The sequence below is a fragment of the Sphingomonas baiyangensis genome (genome assembly GCF_005144715.1).
Lineage (GTDB): Bacteria > Pseudomonadota > Alphaproteobacteria > Sphingomonadales > Sphingomonadaceae > Sphingomonas > Sphingomonas baiyangensis.
The window spans coordinates 174,984-191,913 of record NZ_SWKR01000002.1 but is presented as its reverse complement, the minus strand read 5'-3'; the positions used below and the strand labels follow the sequence as shown (position 1 = coordinate 191,913).

The following is a 16,930-nucleotide window of genomic DNA, read 5'->3' as shown; positions in this document are numbered from 1 at the left end:
GCTCAGCGCCGCGCGGCATCCTCGGCCATGAGCAGCGCGCCGCGAAGGCCCGCCGCGTCGCCGAGGCCTGGCGCGACGATCCATGGCGCGCCTTCGCCCGGCGTGCCGAAATAGCTGGCGTTGAGGGCATCGGCCTGCTCGCGGATGCGCGTCAGCAACCCCGGCGTCGCGAGCACGCCGCCGCCCATCACCAGCCGTTCGCACGAGAACAGCGCCTGCAATGCGATCGCGAGCTGCGCGAGATACCAGGCGATGATTTCGTGCGCGGCGTGATCGGCGGGCATCTCCGACAGCGATGCGCCCCAACGCGCGGCGATCGCCGGGCCGCTCGCCAGCCCTTCGAGGCAATCGCCGTGAAAGGGGCAGATGCCCGCGAACGCGTGGTCGTCGGTATGGCGGGCAACGCGCAGATGCCCCATTTCGGGGTGGCGCCAGCCATGCACCAGCCGCCCGTCGAGCATCGCGCCGCCGCCGATGCCGGTGCCGACCGTCACATAGGCGGCACTCGCACAGCCGCGCGCGGCGCCGAGGCGATGCTCGGCGAGCATCGCGGCATTGACGTCGGTATCGAAGGCGGCGGGGCAGCGCAGTCGATAAGTGAAGGGGGTGACGAGATCAGTGCCGCTCCAGCCGGGCTTGGGGGTTGGCAGGATATGGCCCCAGTCGGCGCTGTCGCGATGCACGCCCGCCGGCCCGAAGCTGCCGATGCCGACACCCCCCACGGGACCGTGCCGGGCAACCGCGGCGTCGAAGAAAGCGAGGCATGCGGCGATCGTCGGCTGCGGAGCCTCCGTTTCGATCCGCGCGTGCTCGATCACTTCGCCACCGGCGCGGCCAATTGCGAGCACGAACTTGGTGCCGCCCGCCTCGATGCCGGCGAACAACGGCGTCTCGCTCATGCCTGCCAGCGCGCCAGCATCGCGGCGGCATCCTCGCTCGCGCCGATCGCGCCGGGGGTGCGTGAGAAGCGCGGCGCGGGGGCCGGTTGTAGGCCGGCATCGGTTTCCACATAGACGCCGCGCGCCTGCATGTGCGGATGCGCTGCCGCTTCGTCGAGCGTCAGGACACCCGCGAAACACGCGTCGCTGCCTTCGAGCAGCGCGATCCAGTGCGCGGCGGGCTGCGACGCGAACAGCGCGGCGAGCACGCCTGTCTGACGCGGCCAATCGGCGACGTCGAAGCGACGCTCGAACAATTCCTCGGGCGCGCCGATCGCGTCGATCAGCGCGCGGTGGAACTGCGGCTCGATCGACCCCAGCGCAATCTCGCGGCCGTCGGCGCAGATATAGCAGCGATACCAGGGCGCCGCCCCGCCCAGCATGCTGCGCTCGCGCGCGAGGCTGAGGAAGCCCGAATTCGCATAGCCGGTAAACAGCGCCATCAGATGGCTGACCCCGTCGACGATCGCCGCGTCGACCACCTGCCCCTGCCCCGAGCGCTCGCGCTCGAACAGCGCGGCGAGGATGCCGACGGCAAGGAACATCGATCCGCCGCCGAAGTCGCCGACCAGATTGAGCGGCGGCGTCGCGGGTTCGCCGGGCCGCCCGATCGCCGCCAGCGCGCCGGTGAGCGCGATATAGTTGATGTCGTGTCCTGCCGCCTTGGCGAGCGGCCCGTCCTGCCCCCAGCCCGTCATGCGGCCGTAGACAAGGCGCGGGTTGCGCGCGAGGCAGGGTTCGGGCCCCAGCCCCAGCCGCTCCATCACGCCGGGACGAAACCCCTCGATCAGCACATCGGCGAGCGCCACGGCATCGAGCGCGGCGTTGCGCCCTTCAGGAGATCGCAGATCGAGCGTCATGTCAGCGCGCCCGCGGCCGAGCACCGCGTTGCGCGGGCCGCTGCCGCCCGAGCGACCGATGCGCAGTATCTCCGCCCCCAGATCGGACAGCAGCATCGCGCAATGCGGGCCGGGGCCGATGCCCTCGAACTCGACGACGCGCAGCTCGGCGAGCGGCCCCGCCACCGGTTATTCGCCGGCCTGTGCGAGCAGCGTGCGCGCGCGTGCAAGGTGCGGGCGATCGAGCATCGCGCCGTTGTGGCCGATCGTCCCCGCGCCGGGATTGGCAGCGAACAGCGCGACCACCTCACGCGCGGCCTTGAGCTCGCCGTCGCCCGGCGTGAACGCGGCGTTGATGACGGGCACCTGCGCGGGATGGATCGCAAGCATTCCGCGGAACCCTTCGCGCCGCATCGCCTCGGCGCGCATGCGCAGCCCGTCGAGATCGCGGAAATCGCCCTGGATCGTCTCGATCGCCGCGACGCCCGCGCTCGCCGCGCCCAGCAGGCACAGGCTGCGCGCAAGGCGATAGGTGAACCCATAACCGCCATCGGCATCGAGATTGTCGGCGGCGCCGATCGAATCGGCGAGATCCTCGGCCCCCCAGCTCATCGCCACCAGCCGCGGCGCGCCGGCATAATCGCCCGTGGTGAACATCGCGCGCGCCGTCTCGGTCACCAGCGCGATTACGCGCGTGCTGCCGATGGCGATATCCGATGCCGCCTCGAGCGCCGACAGATAATGGTCGAGCCGTTCTACATCGCCGCGGCCGCTCGCCTTGGGCAGCATGATGCCGCCCGGCCGCCCCGGCATCACCGCGGCGAGATCGGCGAGCGCGTCGGGCCCGTCGACGGGATTGATCCGCACCCACAGCCGCGCGCGATCAACCGCGCGGCTGCCGGCAAGGAAATCGTGCACCATCGCACGCGCCTGCGGCTTGGCCGGCGGTGCCACGGCATCCTCGAGATCGAACAGCGCGACATCGGCGTCGCTGGCAGCGGCCTTTTCCATCTTGCGATGGCTGTCGCCCGGGGCGAACAGCCAGGATCGCATCCGCATCGCCTGCCCGTCGCTCACCCGCATGCTCCCGTTCGTTGTCGCGCGGGTGTATCGGTTTCGGCCGCGCGATCAATCGTCCTCGTCCTCGAAGCCCAGAAGGTCGAGCGCGCGCGCCTTGATCTGCCGCGTGGCGCACCAGTGCACCAGCGCATCCTCGCGGCCGTGGGTGACCCAGACTTCGCGCGGGCGCAGCTCGAGGATGGTATCGGTCAGCTCGTCCCAGTCGGCATGGTCGGAAAGGATGATCGGCAGCTCGACATTGCGCTGGCGCGCACGCTGGCGCACGCGCATCCAGCCCGATGCCATCGCGGTGATCGGATCAGGCAGGCGCCGCGACCAGCGATCGTTGAGCGCGCCCGGCGGCGCCAAGACGATGCGCCCCGCCATCTCGCCCTTCGCCACGCCGGTGGCGGGGCGCAGCTCGCCCAGATCGACGCCATGCGCGACATACAGGTCGCACAGGCGCTGCAACGCCCCGTGCAGATAGATTGGGTCATGGAAATCGAGCGCGCGCAGCTCGGCGATCACGCGCTGCGCCTTTCCCAGCGCATAGGCGCCCACCAGCACGCAGCGTTCGGGCTCGGCGCGCAGTGCAGCGACCAGCTTGGCGATCTCGTCGGGCGTGTCGGGATGGCGGAACACCGGCAGGCCGAAGGTCGCCTCGGTGACGAACACGTCGCATTGCACCGGCTCGAACCGCGCGCAGGTGGGATCGGGCCGGCGCTTGTAATCGCCCGACACGACGATGCGCTCGCCGGCATGGTCGAGTATGATCTGCGCCGATCCGAGCACATGGCCGGCGGGGACGAAGCCGATCTCGACCTCGCCCAGCGTGACGCTTTCGCCATAATGCACGGGGCGCGCCGTCTGCGGGCCGTAGCGCGCATCCATGATCGCCAGCGTCTCGGGCGTCGCCCACACCTCGCCATGCCCACCGCGTGCATGATCGGCATGGCCATGCGTCACCAGCGCGCGCGGCTTGGGCTGCGAGGGATCGATCCATGCATCGGCGGCGGGAATGTAGATGCCCTCGGGGCGGGGGTCGATCCAGCGTCCAAGAGCCATGCATTCGATATGGCGCGCCGCGCGATGATCGCAAGCCGGATCGAATGCGGCGAGCATACGTTGGACGGGCAACCGGAAGGAGACCAAAATGGCGATCGATATGAGCAGCCTATGGGGCGTTTTGACCATCGTGGGGCCGATCGTGCTGCTGATCGCGATTCTCTGGGCCATGCGCCACAATCGCGGCACCAAGCACGATATCGAGCGGACCGAGGCCGCGACGCACCGTATGTACGACGAGCAGGATCGCGCCGACAAAGCGGCCGAACATCGTTGATCCAGGCCTGATTGCGCGTGGGGCGCACGACCTTTAGCGCAGTCGCATGGCGATGGCGCTGATCCCCCGGACCGGGCAGACGATGCGGGGGCTTCCCGTATCGGTCAATCGCGCGCCCGCGCCCGACCTGGCACGCCACATCGCCCGGATGTTCGTGACCATCGTCGACCAGCCCGCCGACGCGGTGGTCGACGATTTCATCCTCAACGAAACGGGATTCATGCGCGTGCTGGTGCGCGGCCAGTGGGAAGCACTGGTCGCCGACAGCTGGCAGGCGTTCGACGGCGCCTTGCTGTTCGGCGCGCAATCGCGGCCGATGCGCGTGCGCGTGCGCGGACCGTTCACCACCGCCGGCTTCGCGGTGCTGCCCGGCGCTTGGGTAGGCCTGACGGGCACCAGCGCGGTCGGCATGACCGACCAGTTGCGCGCAATGGGTGATCCGCTTGGCGCCGCCTTCGCCACCGCCGCCGCGGCCACCGACGATCCCGACATGACGCTTGCCGCGCTCGAAACGGTAGCACGAGAATGGGTCGCGCGGACCGATGCCGCGGTCGATCCGATCGCCGAAGCGTTCGAGGCGCTGACGCATGCTGATCCGACGCTGCCCGTCGCGGCGATCGCCGCACGGCTCGGCGTGTCCGAGCGCACGCTCGACCGGCGCGTGCAGGCAGGCTTCGGTGTGTCGCCAAAGCTGGTGCTGCGCCGCAGCCGCTTCCTCGACATGGCGGCCGTGACTCGCGGCCTCGCCTTCGCCGATCTCGACGTGATCGCCAGCCTGCGCTTCTACGACCAGTCGCACCGCACGCGCGAATTCCGCCGCTTCGCCGGGATGACGCCGGGCCAGTTCGAGCGCACGCCCACGCCGCTGCTGACGCTCGGCCTCGAATCGCGCCAGCGCCGCAAGTTCGAGAGCACCGCCGCACTGCCGGGGCTGGTGCCCTGGCTGGCATGAGCGCGGCAGCGCTGCCGCCTCTACTCGATGCCTGGTTCGCCGCGCGCGGTTGGCGGCCGCGCCGGCACCAGACCGACATGCTCGCCGCCGCGCGCGCGGGCCGCCACGCGCTGCTCGTCGCCAACACCGGCGCGGGCAAGACGCTGTCGGGCTTCCTGCCGACACTCGCCGAGCTGATCGAGACGCCGCGCGAGGGTCTGCACACGCTCTATATCTCTCCACTCAAGGCGCTGGCGATCGACGTGCAGCGCAACCTGCTGGCGCCGATCGCCGAGATGGAGCTGGCGATCACCGTCGAGGCGCGCACCGGCGACACGCCGAGCGACCGCAAGGCGCGCCAGCGCGTGCGCCCGCCCAACATCCTGCTCACCACTCCCGAGTCGCTCAGTCTGCTGCTGAGCTACCCCGACAGTGCGGCGCTGTTCGCAGGGTTGCGCTGCGTGGTGATCGACGAGGTGCACGCCTTCGCCACGGGCAAGCGTGGCGACCTGTTGTCGCTCTGCATGGCGCGGCTCCAGCGGCTGGCGCCGGCGCTGCGCCGCGTCGCGCTGTCGGCGACGGTCGCCGATCCCGACGGCTATCGCGCATGGCTGGCGCCCGATGGCGACATCGACACGGTCACGCTGGTCGAGGGCGAGCCGGGCGCCGAGCCCGACATCGCGATCCTGCTGCCCGAAGGCCGCGTACCGTGGTCGGGCCATTCGGGCCGTTATGCGGCGCCCCAGGTGATGGAGGAGATCACCGCGCGGCGCACCACCATCGTGTTCTGCAACACGCGCAGCCTCGCCGAGTTGATCTTCCAGGATCTGTGGAAGGTCAACGACGCCAATCTGCCGATGGGCGTCCATCACGGCAGCCTCGCGCGCGAGGCGCGGCGCAAGGTGGAAGCCGCGATGGCCGACGGGCGGCTGCGCGCGCTGGTCGCCACCGCCAGCCTCGATCTCGGCGTCGACTGGGGCGATGTCGACTGCGTGATCCAGATGGGCGCGCCCAAGGGATCGTCGCGACTGCTCCAGCGCATCGGTCGCGCCAACCACCGGCTCGACGAGGCGTCGCAGGCAGTGCTGGTACCGGGCAACCGCTTCGAATATCTCGAAGCGCAGGCAGCGCTCGATGCAGTGCGCGCCGGCGAGCTCGACCCCGACATTTTCCGCCCCGGCAGCCTCGACGTGCTGGCGCAGCATCTGATGGCCTGCGCCTGCGCCGAACCCTTCGATGCTGCGGAGATGCTGCACGAGGTCCGCGCAGCATTGCCCTATTCGGCGCTCGACGACGCGACATTCGAGCGCGTGCTGAGCTTCATCGCCGATGGCGGCTATGCGCTGAAGGCCTATGACCGTTTCAAGCGGCTGGTGCGCGGGCCCAACGGGCTGTGGCGCGTGAGCCATCCGCGCTTCGTCACGCAGCACCGCCTGAATGCCGGCATCATCGTCGACGCGCCGACGCTCGACGTGCGCTTCAAGAACGGCCGCAAGCTCGGCACCGTCGAGGAATATTTCGCCGCCACGCTCTCGCCCGGCGATACCTTTTTCTTCGCGGGCATGAGTCTGGAAGTCGAGCGGATGAGCGACCTCGATCTGGTGGTGCGCGCCACCAGCAAGCCCGCGCGCATTCCTACCTATGTCGGTGCGCGGATGCCGCTTTCGACCAATCTCGCGCATCGCGTGCGCAGTTTCCTGCACGATCGCGAGGCGTGGCGGCGCTTTCCGCCCGACGTGCGCGAATGGCTCGAAGTGCAGGAACGCCGATCGGTGCTGCCCGATCCGGCGCAGCTGCTTGTCGAGACTTTCCCGCGCGAGGGGCGGCACTACATGGTCGCCTACAGCTTCGAAGGCTGGAACGCGCACCAGTCGCTCGGCATGCTGATAACCCGGCGGATGGAGGCAATGGGCCTCAAGCCACTCGGCTTCGTCTCGAACGACTATGCGCTCGCCTGCTACGGGCTCGAAAAAATCACCGACCCCGCCGCCTTGTTCTCGCCTGACATTCTCGAGCACGAGTTCGTCGACTGGGTGCAGCAATCGGCGCTGCTCAAGCGCGCGTTCCGCGAAGTGGCGGTGATCGGCGGGCTGGTCGAGCGCCAGCATCCCGGCCGCAAGAAGACGGGCAAGCAGGTCACCTTCTCGACCGACCTCATCTACGACGTGCTGCGCAAGTACGAGCCGACGCACCTGCTGCTCCAGGCGGCTTGGGAGGATGCGCGCGCGCGGATGACCGATGTGGGGCGGCTAGCGCATCTGCTCGATCGCGCGGGGCCGACGATGCTGCATGTCGATCTCGAGCGGATCAGCCCGCTGGCGGTGCCTGTGCTCGTGCTCATCGGGCGCGAGAGCGTGGCGCACGGCACTGCCGACGACGCGCTGCTCGAGGAAGCCGAACTGCTCGCGATCGAGGCGATGGCCGAGGACTGATTGCGTTTGTCGGCGCCCGGCAACGGGTATATGCTGCGGCCATGTTGCAGCGTGCGCGCCTGTCGCTCTGCCTCGCCGCCCTCATCGCCGGAGCGCAGCCGGGCGTCGCGCAACAGGTCGCGCCTCCGCCCGCCGCCGCGACGCCGTCGCCGACCGAGGAGCAGCTGCTCGCCTTCCGCGAGAGCGAGCGGCGGATGCATGTGCCGGTGCGCGTGGGCGATGCCGGCCCCTATCGCTTCATCATCGACACCGGCGCCGAGCGCAGCGCCATTTCGCGACAGGTCGCGGGCACGCTGGGTCTTGCGGCGGGGCCGACGGTGCGCGTCGCGGCGATGACCGGGTCGCGCGACGTCGCCACGGTGCGCATCCCCTCGCTACATATCGATCGGCTGGCGCGCCCGCAGGCGATCGACGCGCCGTCGTTCGAGCGCGAGCATCTGGGGGCCGATGGGCTGATCGGGCTCGACGCGCTGGCGAACAATGCCGTGCACATCGATTTCGAGGCGCGCGAGATGCGCGTCGAGCGCGCGTCGCGGCGGCGGCTTTCGTCGAACGGCGACGAGATCGTCGTCGTCGGGCGCTCGCTTGCGGGCCGGCTGATCGTGAGCGACGCCTATGTGCGCGGCAAGCGCATCGCGGTGGTGCTCGATACCGGTACGTCGGTAAGCGTCGGCAATGCCGCGCTGTTCAGGCTGATCGAGGACCGCTCGACCGAATTGCCGCCGGTGCATCTGGTGAGCGTGACCGGCGAGGCGGTGAATGCGCCGTTCCGCCAGCTCCACAGTTTCGAGGTGGGCGACGTGACGTTCCGCGACGTGCCGATCGCCTTTGCCGACGCCGCGCCGTTCGAGCGGCTCGGCCTGACCGACCGGCCGGCGATGTTCCTTGGCATGGATGCGCTGCACCTGTTCCGCCAGGTGCGCATCGACTTTCCCAATCGTCAGGTGCGCTTCCTGCTGCCGCGCGGCCCGCGGCTCGCGCTCAACCAGCGGCCGACGCGGCTGCGCTGAGCGGGTCGCGCGGCACCGGCCCGCTTGCGTGCGGCGCGGGCGCGCGGCATAGCGGCGCGATGGTTCCCTTTTCGTTCGCTGACCACGGATTTGCGGCACTTCCCGATGGCGCGCTGTTCTGGCCGGCGCGCCGCGCGCTGTTCGTCGCCGACCTGCATTTCGAGAAGGCGAGCTGGTTCGCGATGCATGGCCAGCACCTGCCGCCCTATGATTCGGCCGAGACGCTGGCGCGGCTCCAGGCCGTGATCGCGCGCTGCGACCCGACCGAGATCTGGTGCCTGGGCGACAGTTTCCACGACGCCGCCGGCTGCCAGCGGCTGCCGCGACCGGTGCAGGACGGGTTGCGGGCGATTGCGGCGCGGCACCGGCTGACATGGATTACGGGCAATCACGATGCCGGCATGGTCGATCGCTGCGGCGGCGCGGTCGCCGACGAGGCGATGCTCGGCGACGTGGTGCTGCGCCACGAGGCCGATCCCGCCGAGACGCGGCCCGAGCTATCGGGCCATTTCCATCCCAAGCTGCGCGTCACGGTGCGCGGGCGGCGGGTGGCACGACGCTGCTTCGTCGCGACCGACCGCAAGCTGGTGCTGCCGGCGTTCGGCGCGCTGACCGGCGGGCTCGACGCACAGCACCCCGAGATATTGCGCGCCGTCGGCCAGCGCGCGCAGGCGCTGGTCGCGCTGCCCGACAAGCTGCTGCGCTTCCGCCTCGCCGCCTGAGCGGGTGCCCGTATCAGTCGCCGCGGACGCGATCGGGTGCGGCGTCGCGGCGCGTGGCGCAGGCGACGGGGCCGGGTCCGGTGACGGTGCACGGCGCCGCGCCGGCGACGCCTACCGCGCCCAGCCCCAGCGCGTTGATCGCAGCGCTGCCGCTCGCGGCGAAGCGCGCTTCGCCCGCGCTTTCGGACTGGACGGTGAGGTCGCGTACCTCAAGCTTCGCGGCGTCGATGCTGCCCGCGCCATTCGAGAGGAAGCGGGCGCGGCCGGCACGACCCTGCACCGCTAGGCTGCCGGTGCCTGCTACCACGCCCTCGAAGCGATCGGCCTCGACATCGGCGACCGCGACGATGCCCGAGCCCGTGAGCCCGATCGCGACTTCCTGCCCGGCCATGCGATCGATCGCGAGGCGCCCGCTGCCAACCAGTTGCGCACGCACGATACGCGGTGCGCGCGCGACGATACGCGGCGCCGCGGCGGTGTCGCCTGGCCAGCCGCCCCACCCGCCGGCATCGGTGGTGACGACGAGCACGCGGTCCTCGACGCGCAGCGACACGCCCTCGATCGCGCGCGCATCGCCCGATACCGTGGCGCCGGTCGCGCCGCCGGTCTCGATCGTCACCTCGAACGGACCTTCGACGCGCACCGCCTCGAAGCTGGTGAGCATGAAGCGCCGCTCTTCGGCCTCGGCGGCGGTGGCGAGCAGGGCGAGCGGCAGGGCGAGGATGCGGATCATGGCGTGTGTTCGCACCCGCCGGCCGCGCGGCGCAAGCGATTTACGGTGCTCTAGCGGTTTCGTGCTGACTTCGCGTGCCCATCACCGTTCGCACTGAGCCTGTCGAAGTGCCGATCTTCTACGACGCGCGAAGAAAGAACAGTGCTTCGACAGGCTCAGCACGAACGGTGAAAGTTGATTCAGCTTAGCCTAGACCGACTCTAAAGGCTCGCTTCCATGCGCGTGTTGAGCACCAGCTCGGCGACCGAGGCGTTGGTGGGCAGCGCGAGCAGGAAGGCGACGCTCGCGGCGATCGTCGCGGGGGCGAGGCGATCGGCCTTGGGCGTGACGCCGGGCAGATCGGCGATCAGATCGGTGTCGACCGCGCCGGGGCAGAGCGCCGTCGCGCGAACGCCGTGCGGCCAGCCTTCGAGCCGCGCGGCATGGGTGAGCGCGACGACGGCATGCTTGGTCATCGCATAGGCGAGCGCGCTGCCGGGGCGCACGCGCTTGCCGTCGGTCGAAGCGATGGTGACGATCCGCCCCTCGCCTGCCGCCACCAGATGCGGCATCGCCGCGCGGATGAGCCGGAGCGGTGCCTTGACGTTGACTTCCCAGTGCCGGTCGAGCTCGGCCTCGCTGCCTTCGGCAAGCGTGAAGGGCGTGAGCACGCCGGCATTGTTGACCAGCGCGTCGATGCGGCCGAAGCGTTCGACGGTGGCGGCGATCCACTGCGCGGCGGTGTCGGGCGCCTGCGCATCGAAGCGCGTCACCAGCGCGTCGGGAAACACCTCGCCCAGCCGCCCTGGCGTGCGCACGCCAAGCGACAGGCGATAGCCGTCGGCGGCCAGCCGATCGGCGATCGCGCGGCCGATGCCCCTTGCCGCGCCCGAGATGAGCACCACGCGGCCATCGGCGGCGCGCATCGCTTCCGCCATCAGAACAGTCCCTGATAGACGCCGCCGTCATTCACGATGTTCTGGCCGGTCATGTAACCGTTCTGCGCGCTGCACAGGAAGGCGATGAGATCGCCGCATTCGGCCGGATCGGCGAAGCGGCCGGCGGGCGTGGTGCGCAGCCGGTCCTCGACGATCGCTTCGTACGTCGTGTTGCCGCGCGCGGCATGGCCGTGGAGGTTGGTCTGCAACGCGTCGGTATCGAAGAAGCCCGGCAGCACCGAATTGATGACGACATTGTCCTTGATGAGCTCGCGCGTCATCGAGGCGATCGCCCCCGCCAGCGCCAGACGGGCGGCATGGCTGTGGCCGAAATTGACCTGCGGGAACTTGATGAAGCTCACCGAGATGTTGACGATGCGCCCGAAGCGCCGCTCGACCATGCGCGGCACGACGGCGCGGATGAGCTCGAGCGAGGCGAAGAAATGCGCTTCCATCCACGCATCCCAGCCCGCGCGATCGAGCGTGCGGAAATCGTCGGGCGTCTGGCGCATGCCCGGATTGGCGACGAGAATGTCGGGATCGGGACATGCCGCGAGGATCGCAGCGCGTCCTTCGGGCGTGGTCACGTCCGCGGGCACGGCGATCACCGCGACGCCGTGCTCGGCGCGCAACTGCGCGGCGGCATCGCGCAGCGCGTCGGCACTGCGCGCGACGATGGTGAGGTTGACACCCTCGCGCGCCAGCGATTCGGCCGCGGCGTGGCCCAGCCCCTTGCTGCCGCCGCATATCAGAGCGTGCCGGCCGCCTATCCCCAGATCCATCGCGATACCTTTCCTAGTTCAGACCGCTGCCGCGCGGTTCGCGCTGGCAAACAATCCCACTGCCTCGAGCCCGCGCGCGAGCCCATCGATCTGGCGCGTGTCGAGCGCGCGCAGCGGTGCACGCGGCCGCCCGCCGCCGGGCAGGCCCAGCAGGTCCATCGCCGCCTTGGTGGCGGGATAGAGCGAGCGCCCCTCGCTGGTGCACAACGCGGTCAGCTGCTGGCCCAGCGCCTGCAAGCGCCGCGCCTCCGCCATGTCGCCGCGCTCCGGCGCGAAATACAGGTCGAGCCCGCCGGGCGACCACATATTGGGGAAACAGTCGATCGTGCCGTCGGCGCCGAGCGTCACCGCCGGCACGCCGAACAGCGACGACGGCCCGCAGAACACGCGCAGGCGATCATGCGCGACGAGCCATGTCTCGTAGAAGTTGTTCCAGTCGCCCGAGCTTTCCTTCACCGCCACCACGTTGGGAAGATCGGCGAGCTGGTTCACCAGCGCGGGCGTCAGCGCGTTTCCGGCGTTTCCGGGGATGTTGTAGAGCATCACCGGCAGCCCGGTCGCGTCGCTCACGCCGCGGAAATGGGCGAGCATCTCGGCATCGTTCAGGCGGATGAAATAGGGCGGCAGCACCAGCGCGCCATCGGCGCCCGCGCGCTCGGCCGCGCGCGTGAGGCGGATCGTCTCCTCGGTCGTGACATAGCCCGTCGCCACGATGAGCGGCACGCGGCCCGCCGTCGCCTCGCGCCCCGCCTGCGTCAGCCGCACGCGCTCGTCGAAGCTCAGCGCCCAGAACTCGCCGGTGCAGCCGCCCGCTACGATGCCCGTCGCGCCATCGGCGATCAGCCGCTCGATATTGGCGGCATAGCCCGCCTCGTCGATCGACCCGTCGGCCTTGAAGGGCGTGGTGATCGCCGGCATCGGTCCCTGCCAGTCGATGCTGTTCCTATCCATGATCGCGTTCGTTTCCTTGATACGGGTCGGTCAGGCGCTCGCCGCCGATGGGATCGAAAAGATGGAGACGGCCGGCATCGGCCGTGAAATGGACCTGCTCGCCAGGCTGGACGGCGGTGTCGCCCGGAAGGCGCGCGGTGACGATGCCGGCGTCGCAATGCAGCCGCACCAGCGTCTCGTGGCCGATCGGCTCGACCAGCCCGACGCGCGCCGGCACGCCGATCTCCGCCAGTCGCACATCCTCGGCGCGGATGCCGATGACGGGCGTGGCACCCGGCGCGGCATCGACGGTGGCGACCCGCGTGCCGGCAAGCGTCAGCGCGCCGCCCTCGCCCACCCGGCCCTCGACGAACGCCATCGCGGGCGTGCCGATGAAGCCTGCGACCATGCGATTGACCGGCCGGCGATAGACTTGCTGCGGCGTGCCGAACTGCTGGACCACGCCGCCGTCGATCACCGCGATGTGCGTCGACATCGTCATCGCCTCGAGCTGGTCGTGCGTGACGTATACCATGGTGCGGCCGATGCGACGGTGAAGCTCGATGAGCTCGGCGCGCATATGGCTGCGCAGCGTCGCATCGAGGTTCGAGAGCGGCTCGTCGAGCAGGAAGATGCGCGGCTCGCGCACCAGCGCACGGCCGAGCGCCACGCGCTGCTGCTGCCCGCCCGACAATTGGCGCGGCTTGCGCTCCAGCAGCGGGCCGAGTTGCAGCATCTCGGCCACCGCCGCCACGCGGCCCGCGCGCTCGCCCTTGGGGACGCCGCGCTTGCGCAGCGGGTAGGCGATGTTCTGCGCCACCGTCATCTGCGGATATAGCGCGTAGGACTGGAACACCATCGCGATGTCGCGCGCGCCCGGCGGCACGGCGTTCACCACTGCGCCGTCGATGCGGATCTCGCCTTCGCTCGGCGTCTCGAGCCCCGCGAGCATGCGAAGCAGCGTGGTCTTGCCGCAGCCCGAAGGGCCGAGCAGCGAGAGGAACGCGCCCGAGGGCACCGCCAGATCGACGCCGCGCACCACCTGCGTTTCGCCGAATTGCTTGCGCACGCCCACCAGATCGATCGCCGACATTCCTATCCCTTCATCGCGCCGGCGCCGAAGCCGCGCACCAGATAGGATTGCAGAAACGCCAGGATCACAATCAGCGGCACGCTCATCATCACCGATGCCGCCATCAGGAGCGACCATTCGATGTTGAAGCCGCTCACCAGCATCGTCATCACGCCGGTGGTCAGCGGGCGTACCTCGTCGGCATTCACCAGCACAAGCGCCAGCAGATATTCGTTCCAGGCGAGGATGAAGGTGAACAGCGCCGTCGAGATGATGCCCGGCAGCGCCTGCGGCAGCGTCACGTCGAGGAACGCACCCATCCGCGTCGCGCCGTCGATCATCGCGGCGCTTTCCAGATCCTCGGGCACCGCCGCCATGAACGAGCGCAGCAGCCACAGCGCATAGGGCAGCGCGAAGCTGGTATAGGCGATGACGAGGCTGGCGAGCGAATTGGCCAGCCCCAGCTTCACCATCATCAGATAGAGCGGCACGATAAGCACGACCGACGGCAGCAGATAGCTGAGCAGCACCGCCGAGGCGATCGCCTCGCGGCCGCGATAGCGAAAGCGCACCAGGCTGTATGCGCCGAGCGTGCCAAGCGCGATCACCACCAACGTCGTCAGCGTCGCGACGATCGCCGAATTGGCGAAATAGCGCGGGAAGCTCGTCTCGGTGAGCAGCAGCACGTAATATTCGACCGTCCACTCCTCGGGCAGCAGCGTGACGGGAACGGCGAACACCTCGTTCTCGGGCTTGAACGAGGTCGACAGCATCCAGAGCAGCGGCGTCGCCACCAGCAGCACCAGCGCCCAGGCGAGCAGGCTCCAGCCGAGCTTGCGCACGCCCGCGCTCATGCCCGCCCCCGCACCGCGGCGCGATAGGCCGCGAAGAAGCCGAGCATCACGATCATCATCGAAACGGCATAGGCCGCCGCCATGCCCATGCGGTTGAGGCCGAACGCTTCCTGATAGACAATGAGCGGCAGCGTGCGCGTGGCGTCGATGGGCCCGCCGCCGGTCAGGAGAAAGATGAGGTCGAACTCCTTGAAGTCCCAGATCGCGCGCAGTAGCACGACGATGCCCAGCACCTCGCCGATCTGCGGCAGCGTGACGTCGCGAAAGCGCGCCCACACACCCGCGCCATCGAGCCGGGCGGCCTCGTACAGGCTTTCGGGGATCGATTGCAGCCGCGCCAGCACCGCGATGACGACGAAGGGAAAGAATTTCCACGCGCCCACCACCACCAGGCTGACAAAGGCATTGGGCATGCTGCCCAGCCAGTCGACCGGCGCATCGATCACGCCGCCGCCGATCAGCGCCAGGTTGATGAGGCCGAAGAAGTCGTTGAACAGCCAGCGCCACACCAGCACCGCGACGACGGTGGAAATGAAATAGGGAAACAGGACGAGACTGCGCGCGAGGCTGCGCATCCAGATGTCGCGGTTGAGCAGCAGCGCCATCGCGATGCCGAGCACGAGTTGCAGTGCGAGCGTGGCGGCGGTCCAGACGAGCGTGACGACGAGCGCCGTCCAGAAGCGGCCGTCGCTGCCGAGCAGCTCGCCGAAATTGCCGAGTCCTACCCACTGGGCGTCGAGCGTCAGCGTATCGACCGCGAACAGCGACAGTGCGAGTGCCGCGAACAGCGGATAGGCGATCACCGCGCCGAGCACGACGACGACAGGCGCGATGAGCAGCGGCCCGAGCAGCCGGTCGCTGATGCCGGCGCGCGGAATGGCGGCGGCGGCGCTCACCGGCGCATGATCGCTTCGATGGCACGCGATGCGCGCGCAACAGCGGCGCGCGGATTCTCGCCTGCCAGCACCACACGCTGCACCAGCTCGGCCAACGCGTTGCTGGCGATGATTTCGCCCGCTTTCACATTGGGGCGGTGCGCGGGGCTTTCATAGCCGAGATTGTGGCCCGCCGACGCCGCCGCGGTCATCGCCGCGATCTCGGGCGCGAACGTCGTGGTGATGGTGTTGCCGCGATAATCCTCGCGATCGGTGATGCCCTTTATCACCGGCAGCACATGGCCGGGCGCCGCAAGCAGCTGGCGCACATAGCCTTCGGGATCGTACAGCGATGCCGCGAGCGCGCGCGTCGCTTCCTGGTGCGGGGCCTGTTTTGGCATGAACAGGCTGGGGAAGTCGTTGAACGTCCAGTGCGGCACCTGCGCATCGATCGTTGGATAGGGCACGCACGCCAGATGCTGCGCGATGCGCGGGTTCTGTCGCGCGATGTTGATGAGCACGCGCCCGCCATAGATGCCCGTGGCCGTTGCCCCCGAAACGAAGGCGTTGAGACTGTCGGCCCAGCCGAAGCTGGTGGCGCCGGGCGGGCAGAACTCGCGCATCGAGCGGTAGAAATCGAGCGCGGCATAGGTGGCAGGACTGTCGAGCACGAGGTCGAGATCGGGCGAGAATATCTGTCCGCCGGCGCGGTGGACGAAGCCGACGAACACCAGCGATGTCATGCTGTTGCTGCCATAGGGCAAGGGCGCGCCATAGACCGCGCCCTTCTGCATCGCGCGCGCGGCGGCGCGCAGCTGGTCCCAGGTGCGCGGGATCGCCGTGATGCCGGCCTCGGCCATCAGCTCGCGCCGCACCCACAGCATGTCGACCGCGGTGCTGCCGATGCCGATCGCGGCATGGCGGCCATCGGGCGCCAGATAGGGGCGGTTGGCGTCCGGCAGGAACCGGTCGGCACCGATCGCCGCGATCACCGGGTCCATCGGCGCCAGCAACCCTTGCGCATAATAGGTCTGTGCCGCGAACGACGGCAGGTGGCTCACCAGATTGGGCACCTGCCCGGCGGCGAAGGCAGCGGCGAACTGCGCGGGATAGCCATCGTCGGACGTGGGCTCGAAGAGCACGCGGTAGCGCGGGTTCGCCGCCTCGAACGTCTTGATCTGCGCGCGATAGGCACGCGCTTGTGCCGGTGCGGCCTGCGGCGACCACCAGCGCAGCACAATGCGATCGTCGGGCGCGCCGCAGCCGGCGACGGGCAGCGCGAGCCCGGCGGCGAGCACCGCGCGCCGGCTAAATCCTCCCGATGCTGCCCCGTTATGCGCCACACGTCCCCCAACACCCGCGACCATGCGGCGCGCGGTGCCCGATGCGCAAGGCCGCGCGCTACGCGCCGGATGGCGGCGCGGCGCGTCTGACGCGCTGCAATACACTGATTCGGCACGCTTTTCGCGCACCCGAAGCTGGCTGGAATCAATC

At 69.6% G+C, this 16,930-nt stretch carries 17 protein-coding genes; 5 read left to right on the top strand and 12 right to left on the bottom strand.

Annotation, left to right across the window (positions count from 1 at the left end; genetic code table 11):
• Positions 1 to 2: 2 nt before the first annotated feature.
• From FBR43_RS03935 to FBR43_RS03920, 4 genes are read right to left on the bottom strand one after another with little or no spacing between them, the layout of a single operon-like run.
• Positions 3 to 899: an ROK family protein gene (locus FBR43_RS03935; RefSeq protein WP_136941943.1), complete on the bottom strand. Its 897-nt coding sequence runs from the start codon at positions 897 to 899 to the stop codon at positions 3 to 5.
• Positions 896 to 1,963, bottom strand: coding sequence for a CaiB/BaiF CoA transferase family protein (locus tag FBR43_RS03930; protein ID WP_136941942.1), 1,068 nt, complete (start codon positions 1,961 to 1,963; stop codon positions 896 to 898). The genes FBR43_RS03935 and FBR43_RS03930 overlap by 4 nt, the downstream gene beginning before the upstream one ends.
• A gap of 3 nt (positions 1,964 to 1,966) precedes the next feature.
• Entirely contained in the window at positions 1,967 to 2,860 is an 894-nt protein-coding gene (locus FBR43_RS03925) for an HpcH/HpaI aldolase/citrate lyase family protein (protein ID WP_169542482.1), read from the bottom strand.
• Positions 2,861 to 2,905: 45 nt separating this feature from the next.
• On the bottom strand, positions 2,906 to 3,901 hold the full coding sequence (locus FBR43_RS03920; RefSeq protein ID WP_136941941.1) for a ligase-associated DNA damage response exonuclease: 996 nt from the start codon (positions 3,899 to 3,901) through the stop codon (positions 2,906 to 2,908).
• 88 nt (positions 3,902 to 3,989) lie between these two features.
• On the opposite strand from FBR43_RS03920, the gene FBR43_RS03915 reads away from it, so the two are divergent.
• Genes FBR43_RS03915 through pdeM form a run of 5 tightly spaced genes read left to right on the top strand, consistent with a single transcriptional unit; the run spans position 3,990 to position 9,273 of the window.
• Entirely contained in the window at positions 3,990 to 4,178 is a 189-nt protein-coding gene (locus FBR43_RS03915; protein ID WP_136941940.1) for a hypothetical protein, read from the top strand.
• Positions 4,179 to 4,224: 46 nt separating this feature from the next.
• The gene (locus FBR43_RS03910; protein WP_136941939.1) at positions 4,225 to 5,130 is read left to right on the top strand and encodes a helix-turn-helix transcriptional regulator; all 906 of its coding nucleotides are present in this window, start codon (positions 4,225 to 4,227) and stop codon (positions 5,128 to 5,130) included.
• Positions 5,127 to 7,541 carry a ligase-associated DNA damage response DEXH box helicase gene (locus FBR43_RS03905; RefSeq protein WP_136941938.1) on the top strand — a complete coding sequence of 805 codons (2,415 nt, stop codon included), beginning with the start codon at positions 5,127 to 5,129 and terminating at the stop codon, positions 7,539 to 7,541. Before FBR43_RS03910 ends, FBR43_RS03905 begins: the two co-directional genes overlap by 4 nt.
• 41 nt (positions 7,542 to 7,582) lie before the next feature.
• Entirely contained in the window at positions 7,583 to 8,551 is a 969-nt protein-coding gene (locus FBR43_RS03900; protein ID WP_136941937.1) for an aspartyl protease family protein, read from the top strand.
• A gap of 59 nt (positions 8,552 to 8,610) precedes the next feature.
• Positions 8,611 to 9,273, top strand: a complete 663-nt coding sequence (pdeM, locus tag FBR43_RS03895) for a ligase-associated DNA damage response endonuclease PdeM (RefSeq protein WP_136941936.1) — start codon at positions 8,611 to 8,613, stop codon at positions 9,271 to 9,273.
• A gap of 13 nt (positions 9,274 to 9,286) precedes the next feature.
• On the opposite strand, the gene FBR43_RS03890 is transcribed toward pdeM, so the two are convergent.
• The 8 genes from FBR43_RS03890 to FBR43_RS03855 all read right to left on the bottom strand — a co-directional run bounded on the left by FBR43_RS03890 (position 9,287) and on the right by FBR43_RS03855 (position 16,734).
• Positions 9,287 to 10,006, bottom strand: a complete 720-nt coding sequence (locus tag FBR43_RS03890; protein ID WP_136941935.1) for a GIN domain-containing protein — start codon at positions 10,004 to 10,006, stop codon at positions 9,287 to 9,289.
• 200 nt (positions 10,007 to 10,206) lie between these two features.
• Positions 10,207 to 10,923 carry an SDR family oxidoreductase gene (locus tag FBR43_RS03885; protein WP_212611883.1) on the bottom strand — a complete coding sequence of 239 codons (717 nt, stop codon included), beginning with the start codon at positions 10,921 to 10,923 and terminating at the stop codon, positions 10,207 to 10,209.
• Complete coding sequence (locus tag FBR43_RS03880; RefSeq protein WP_136941934.1) at positions 10,923 to 11,705, bottom strand: SDR family oxidoreductase; 783 nt, start codon at positions 11,703 to 11,705, stop codon at positions 10,923 to 10,925. The genes FBR43_RS03885 and FBR43_RS03880 overlap by 1 nt, the downstream gene beginning before the upstream one ends.
• Positions 11,706 to 11,723: 18 nt before the next feature.
• Positions 11,724 to 12,656 carry a dihydrodipicolinate synthase family protein gene (locus tag FBR43_RS03875; RefSeq protein ID WP_136941933.1) on the bottom strand — a complete coding sequence of 311 codons (933 nt, stop codon included), beginning with the start codon at positions 12,654 to 12,656 and terminating at the stop codon, positions 11,724 to 11,726.
• Complete coding sequence (locus FBR43_RS03870; RefSeq protein ID WP_136941932.1) at positions 12,649 to 13,728, bottom strand: ABC transporter ATP-binding protein; 1,080 nt, start codon at positions 13,726 to 13,728, stop codon at positions 12,649 to 12,651. Before FBR43_RS03870 ends, FBR43_RS03875 begins: the two co-directional genes overlap by 8 nt.
• A gap of 2 nt (positions 13,729 to 13,730) precedes the next feature.
• Positions 13,731 to 14,561 (bottom strand): carbohydrate ABC transporter permease, encoded by an 831-nt coding sequence (locus FBR43_RS03865; RefSeq protein ID WP_136941931.1) that lies wholly within the window; start codon positions 14,559 to 14,561, stop codon positions 13,731 to 13,733.
• Positions 14,558 to 15,457, bottom strand: a complete 900-nt coding sequence (locus FBR43_RS03860) for a carbohydrate ABC transporter permease (protein ID WP_136941930.1) — start codon at positions 15,455 to 15,457, stop codon at positions 14,558 to 14,560. Before FBR43_RS03860 ends, FBR43_RS03865 begins: the two co-directional genes overlap by 4 nt.
• A complete protein-coding gene (locus FBR43_RS03855) occupies positions 15,454 to 16,734 on the bottom strand; it encodes an ABC transporter substrate-binding protein (RefSeq protein ID WP_169542481.1) in 1,281 nt (426 codons plus the stop codon). The genes FBR43_RS03860 and FBR43_RS03855 overlap by 4 nt, the downstream gene beginning before the upstream one ends.
• Positions 16,735 to 16,930 lie beyond the last annotated feature (196 nt).

Bases quoted from the DNA above. Each gene is read 5' to 3' on its own strand.
- FBR43_RS03935 (WP_136941943.1), bottom strand. From the start codon at position 899: ATGAGCGAGACGCCGTTGTTCGCCGGCATCGAGGCGGGCGGCACCAAG.
- FBR43_RS03925 (WP_169542482.1), bottom strand. From the start codon at position 2,860: ATGCGGGTGAGCGACGGGCAGGCGATGCGGATGCGATCCTGGCTGTTC.
- FBR43_RS03920 (WP_136941941.1), bottom strand. From the start codon at position 3,901: ATGGCTCTTGGACGCTGGATCGACCCCCGCCCCGAGGGCATCTACATT.
- FBR43_RS03915 (WP_136941940.1), top strand. From the start codon at position 3,990: ATGGCGATCGATATGAGCAGCCTATGGGGCGTTTTGACCATCGTGGGG.
- FBR43_RS03910 (WP_136941939.1), top strand. From the start codon at position 4,225: ATGGCGATGGCGCTGATCCCCCGGACCGGGCAGACGATGCGGGGGCTT.
- FBR43_RS03905 (WP_136941938.1), top strand. From the start codon at position 5,127: ATGAGCGCGGCAGCGCTGCCGCCTCTACTCGATGCCTGGTTCGCCGCG.
- FBR43_RS03900 (WP_136941937.1), top strand. From the start codon at position 7,583: ATGTTGCAGCGTGCGCGCCTGTCGCTCTGCCTCGCCGCCCTCATCGCC.
- pdeM (WP_136941936.1), top strand. From the start codon at position 8,611: ATGGTTCCCTTTTCGTTCGCTGACCACGGATTTGCGGCACTTCCCGAT.
- FBR43_RS03890 (WP_136941935.1), bottom strand. From the start codon at position 10,006: ATGATCCGCATCCTCGCCCTGCCGCTCGCCCTGCTCGCCACCGCCGCC.
- FBR43_RS03885 (WP_212611883.1), bottom strand. From the start codon at position 10,923: ATGGCGGAAGCGATGCGCGCCGCCGATGGCCGCGTGGTGCTCATCTCG.
- FBR43_RS03880 (WP_136941934.1), bottom strand. From the start codon at position 11,705: ATGGATCTGGGGATAGGCGGCCGGCACGCTCTGATATGCGGCGGCAGC.
- FBR43_RS03875 (WP_136941933.1), bottom strand. From the start codon at position 12,656: ATGGATAGGAACAGCATCGACTGGCAGGGACCGATGCCGGCGATCACC.
- FBR43_RS03870 (WP_136941932.1), bottom strand. From the start codon at position 13,728: ATGTCGGCGATCGATCTGGTGGGCGTGCGCAAGCAATTCGGCGAAACG.
- FBR43_RS03865 (WP_136941931.1), bottom strand. From the start codon at position 14,561: ATGAGCGCGGGCGTGCGCAAGCTCGGCTGGAGCCTGCTCGCCTGGGCG.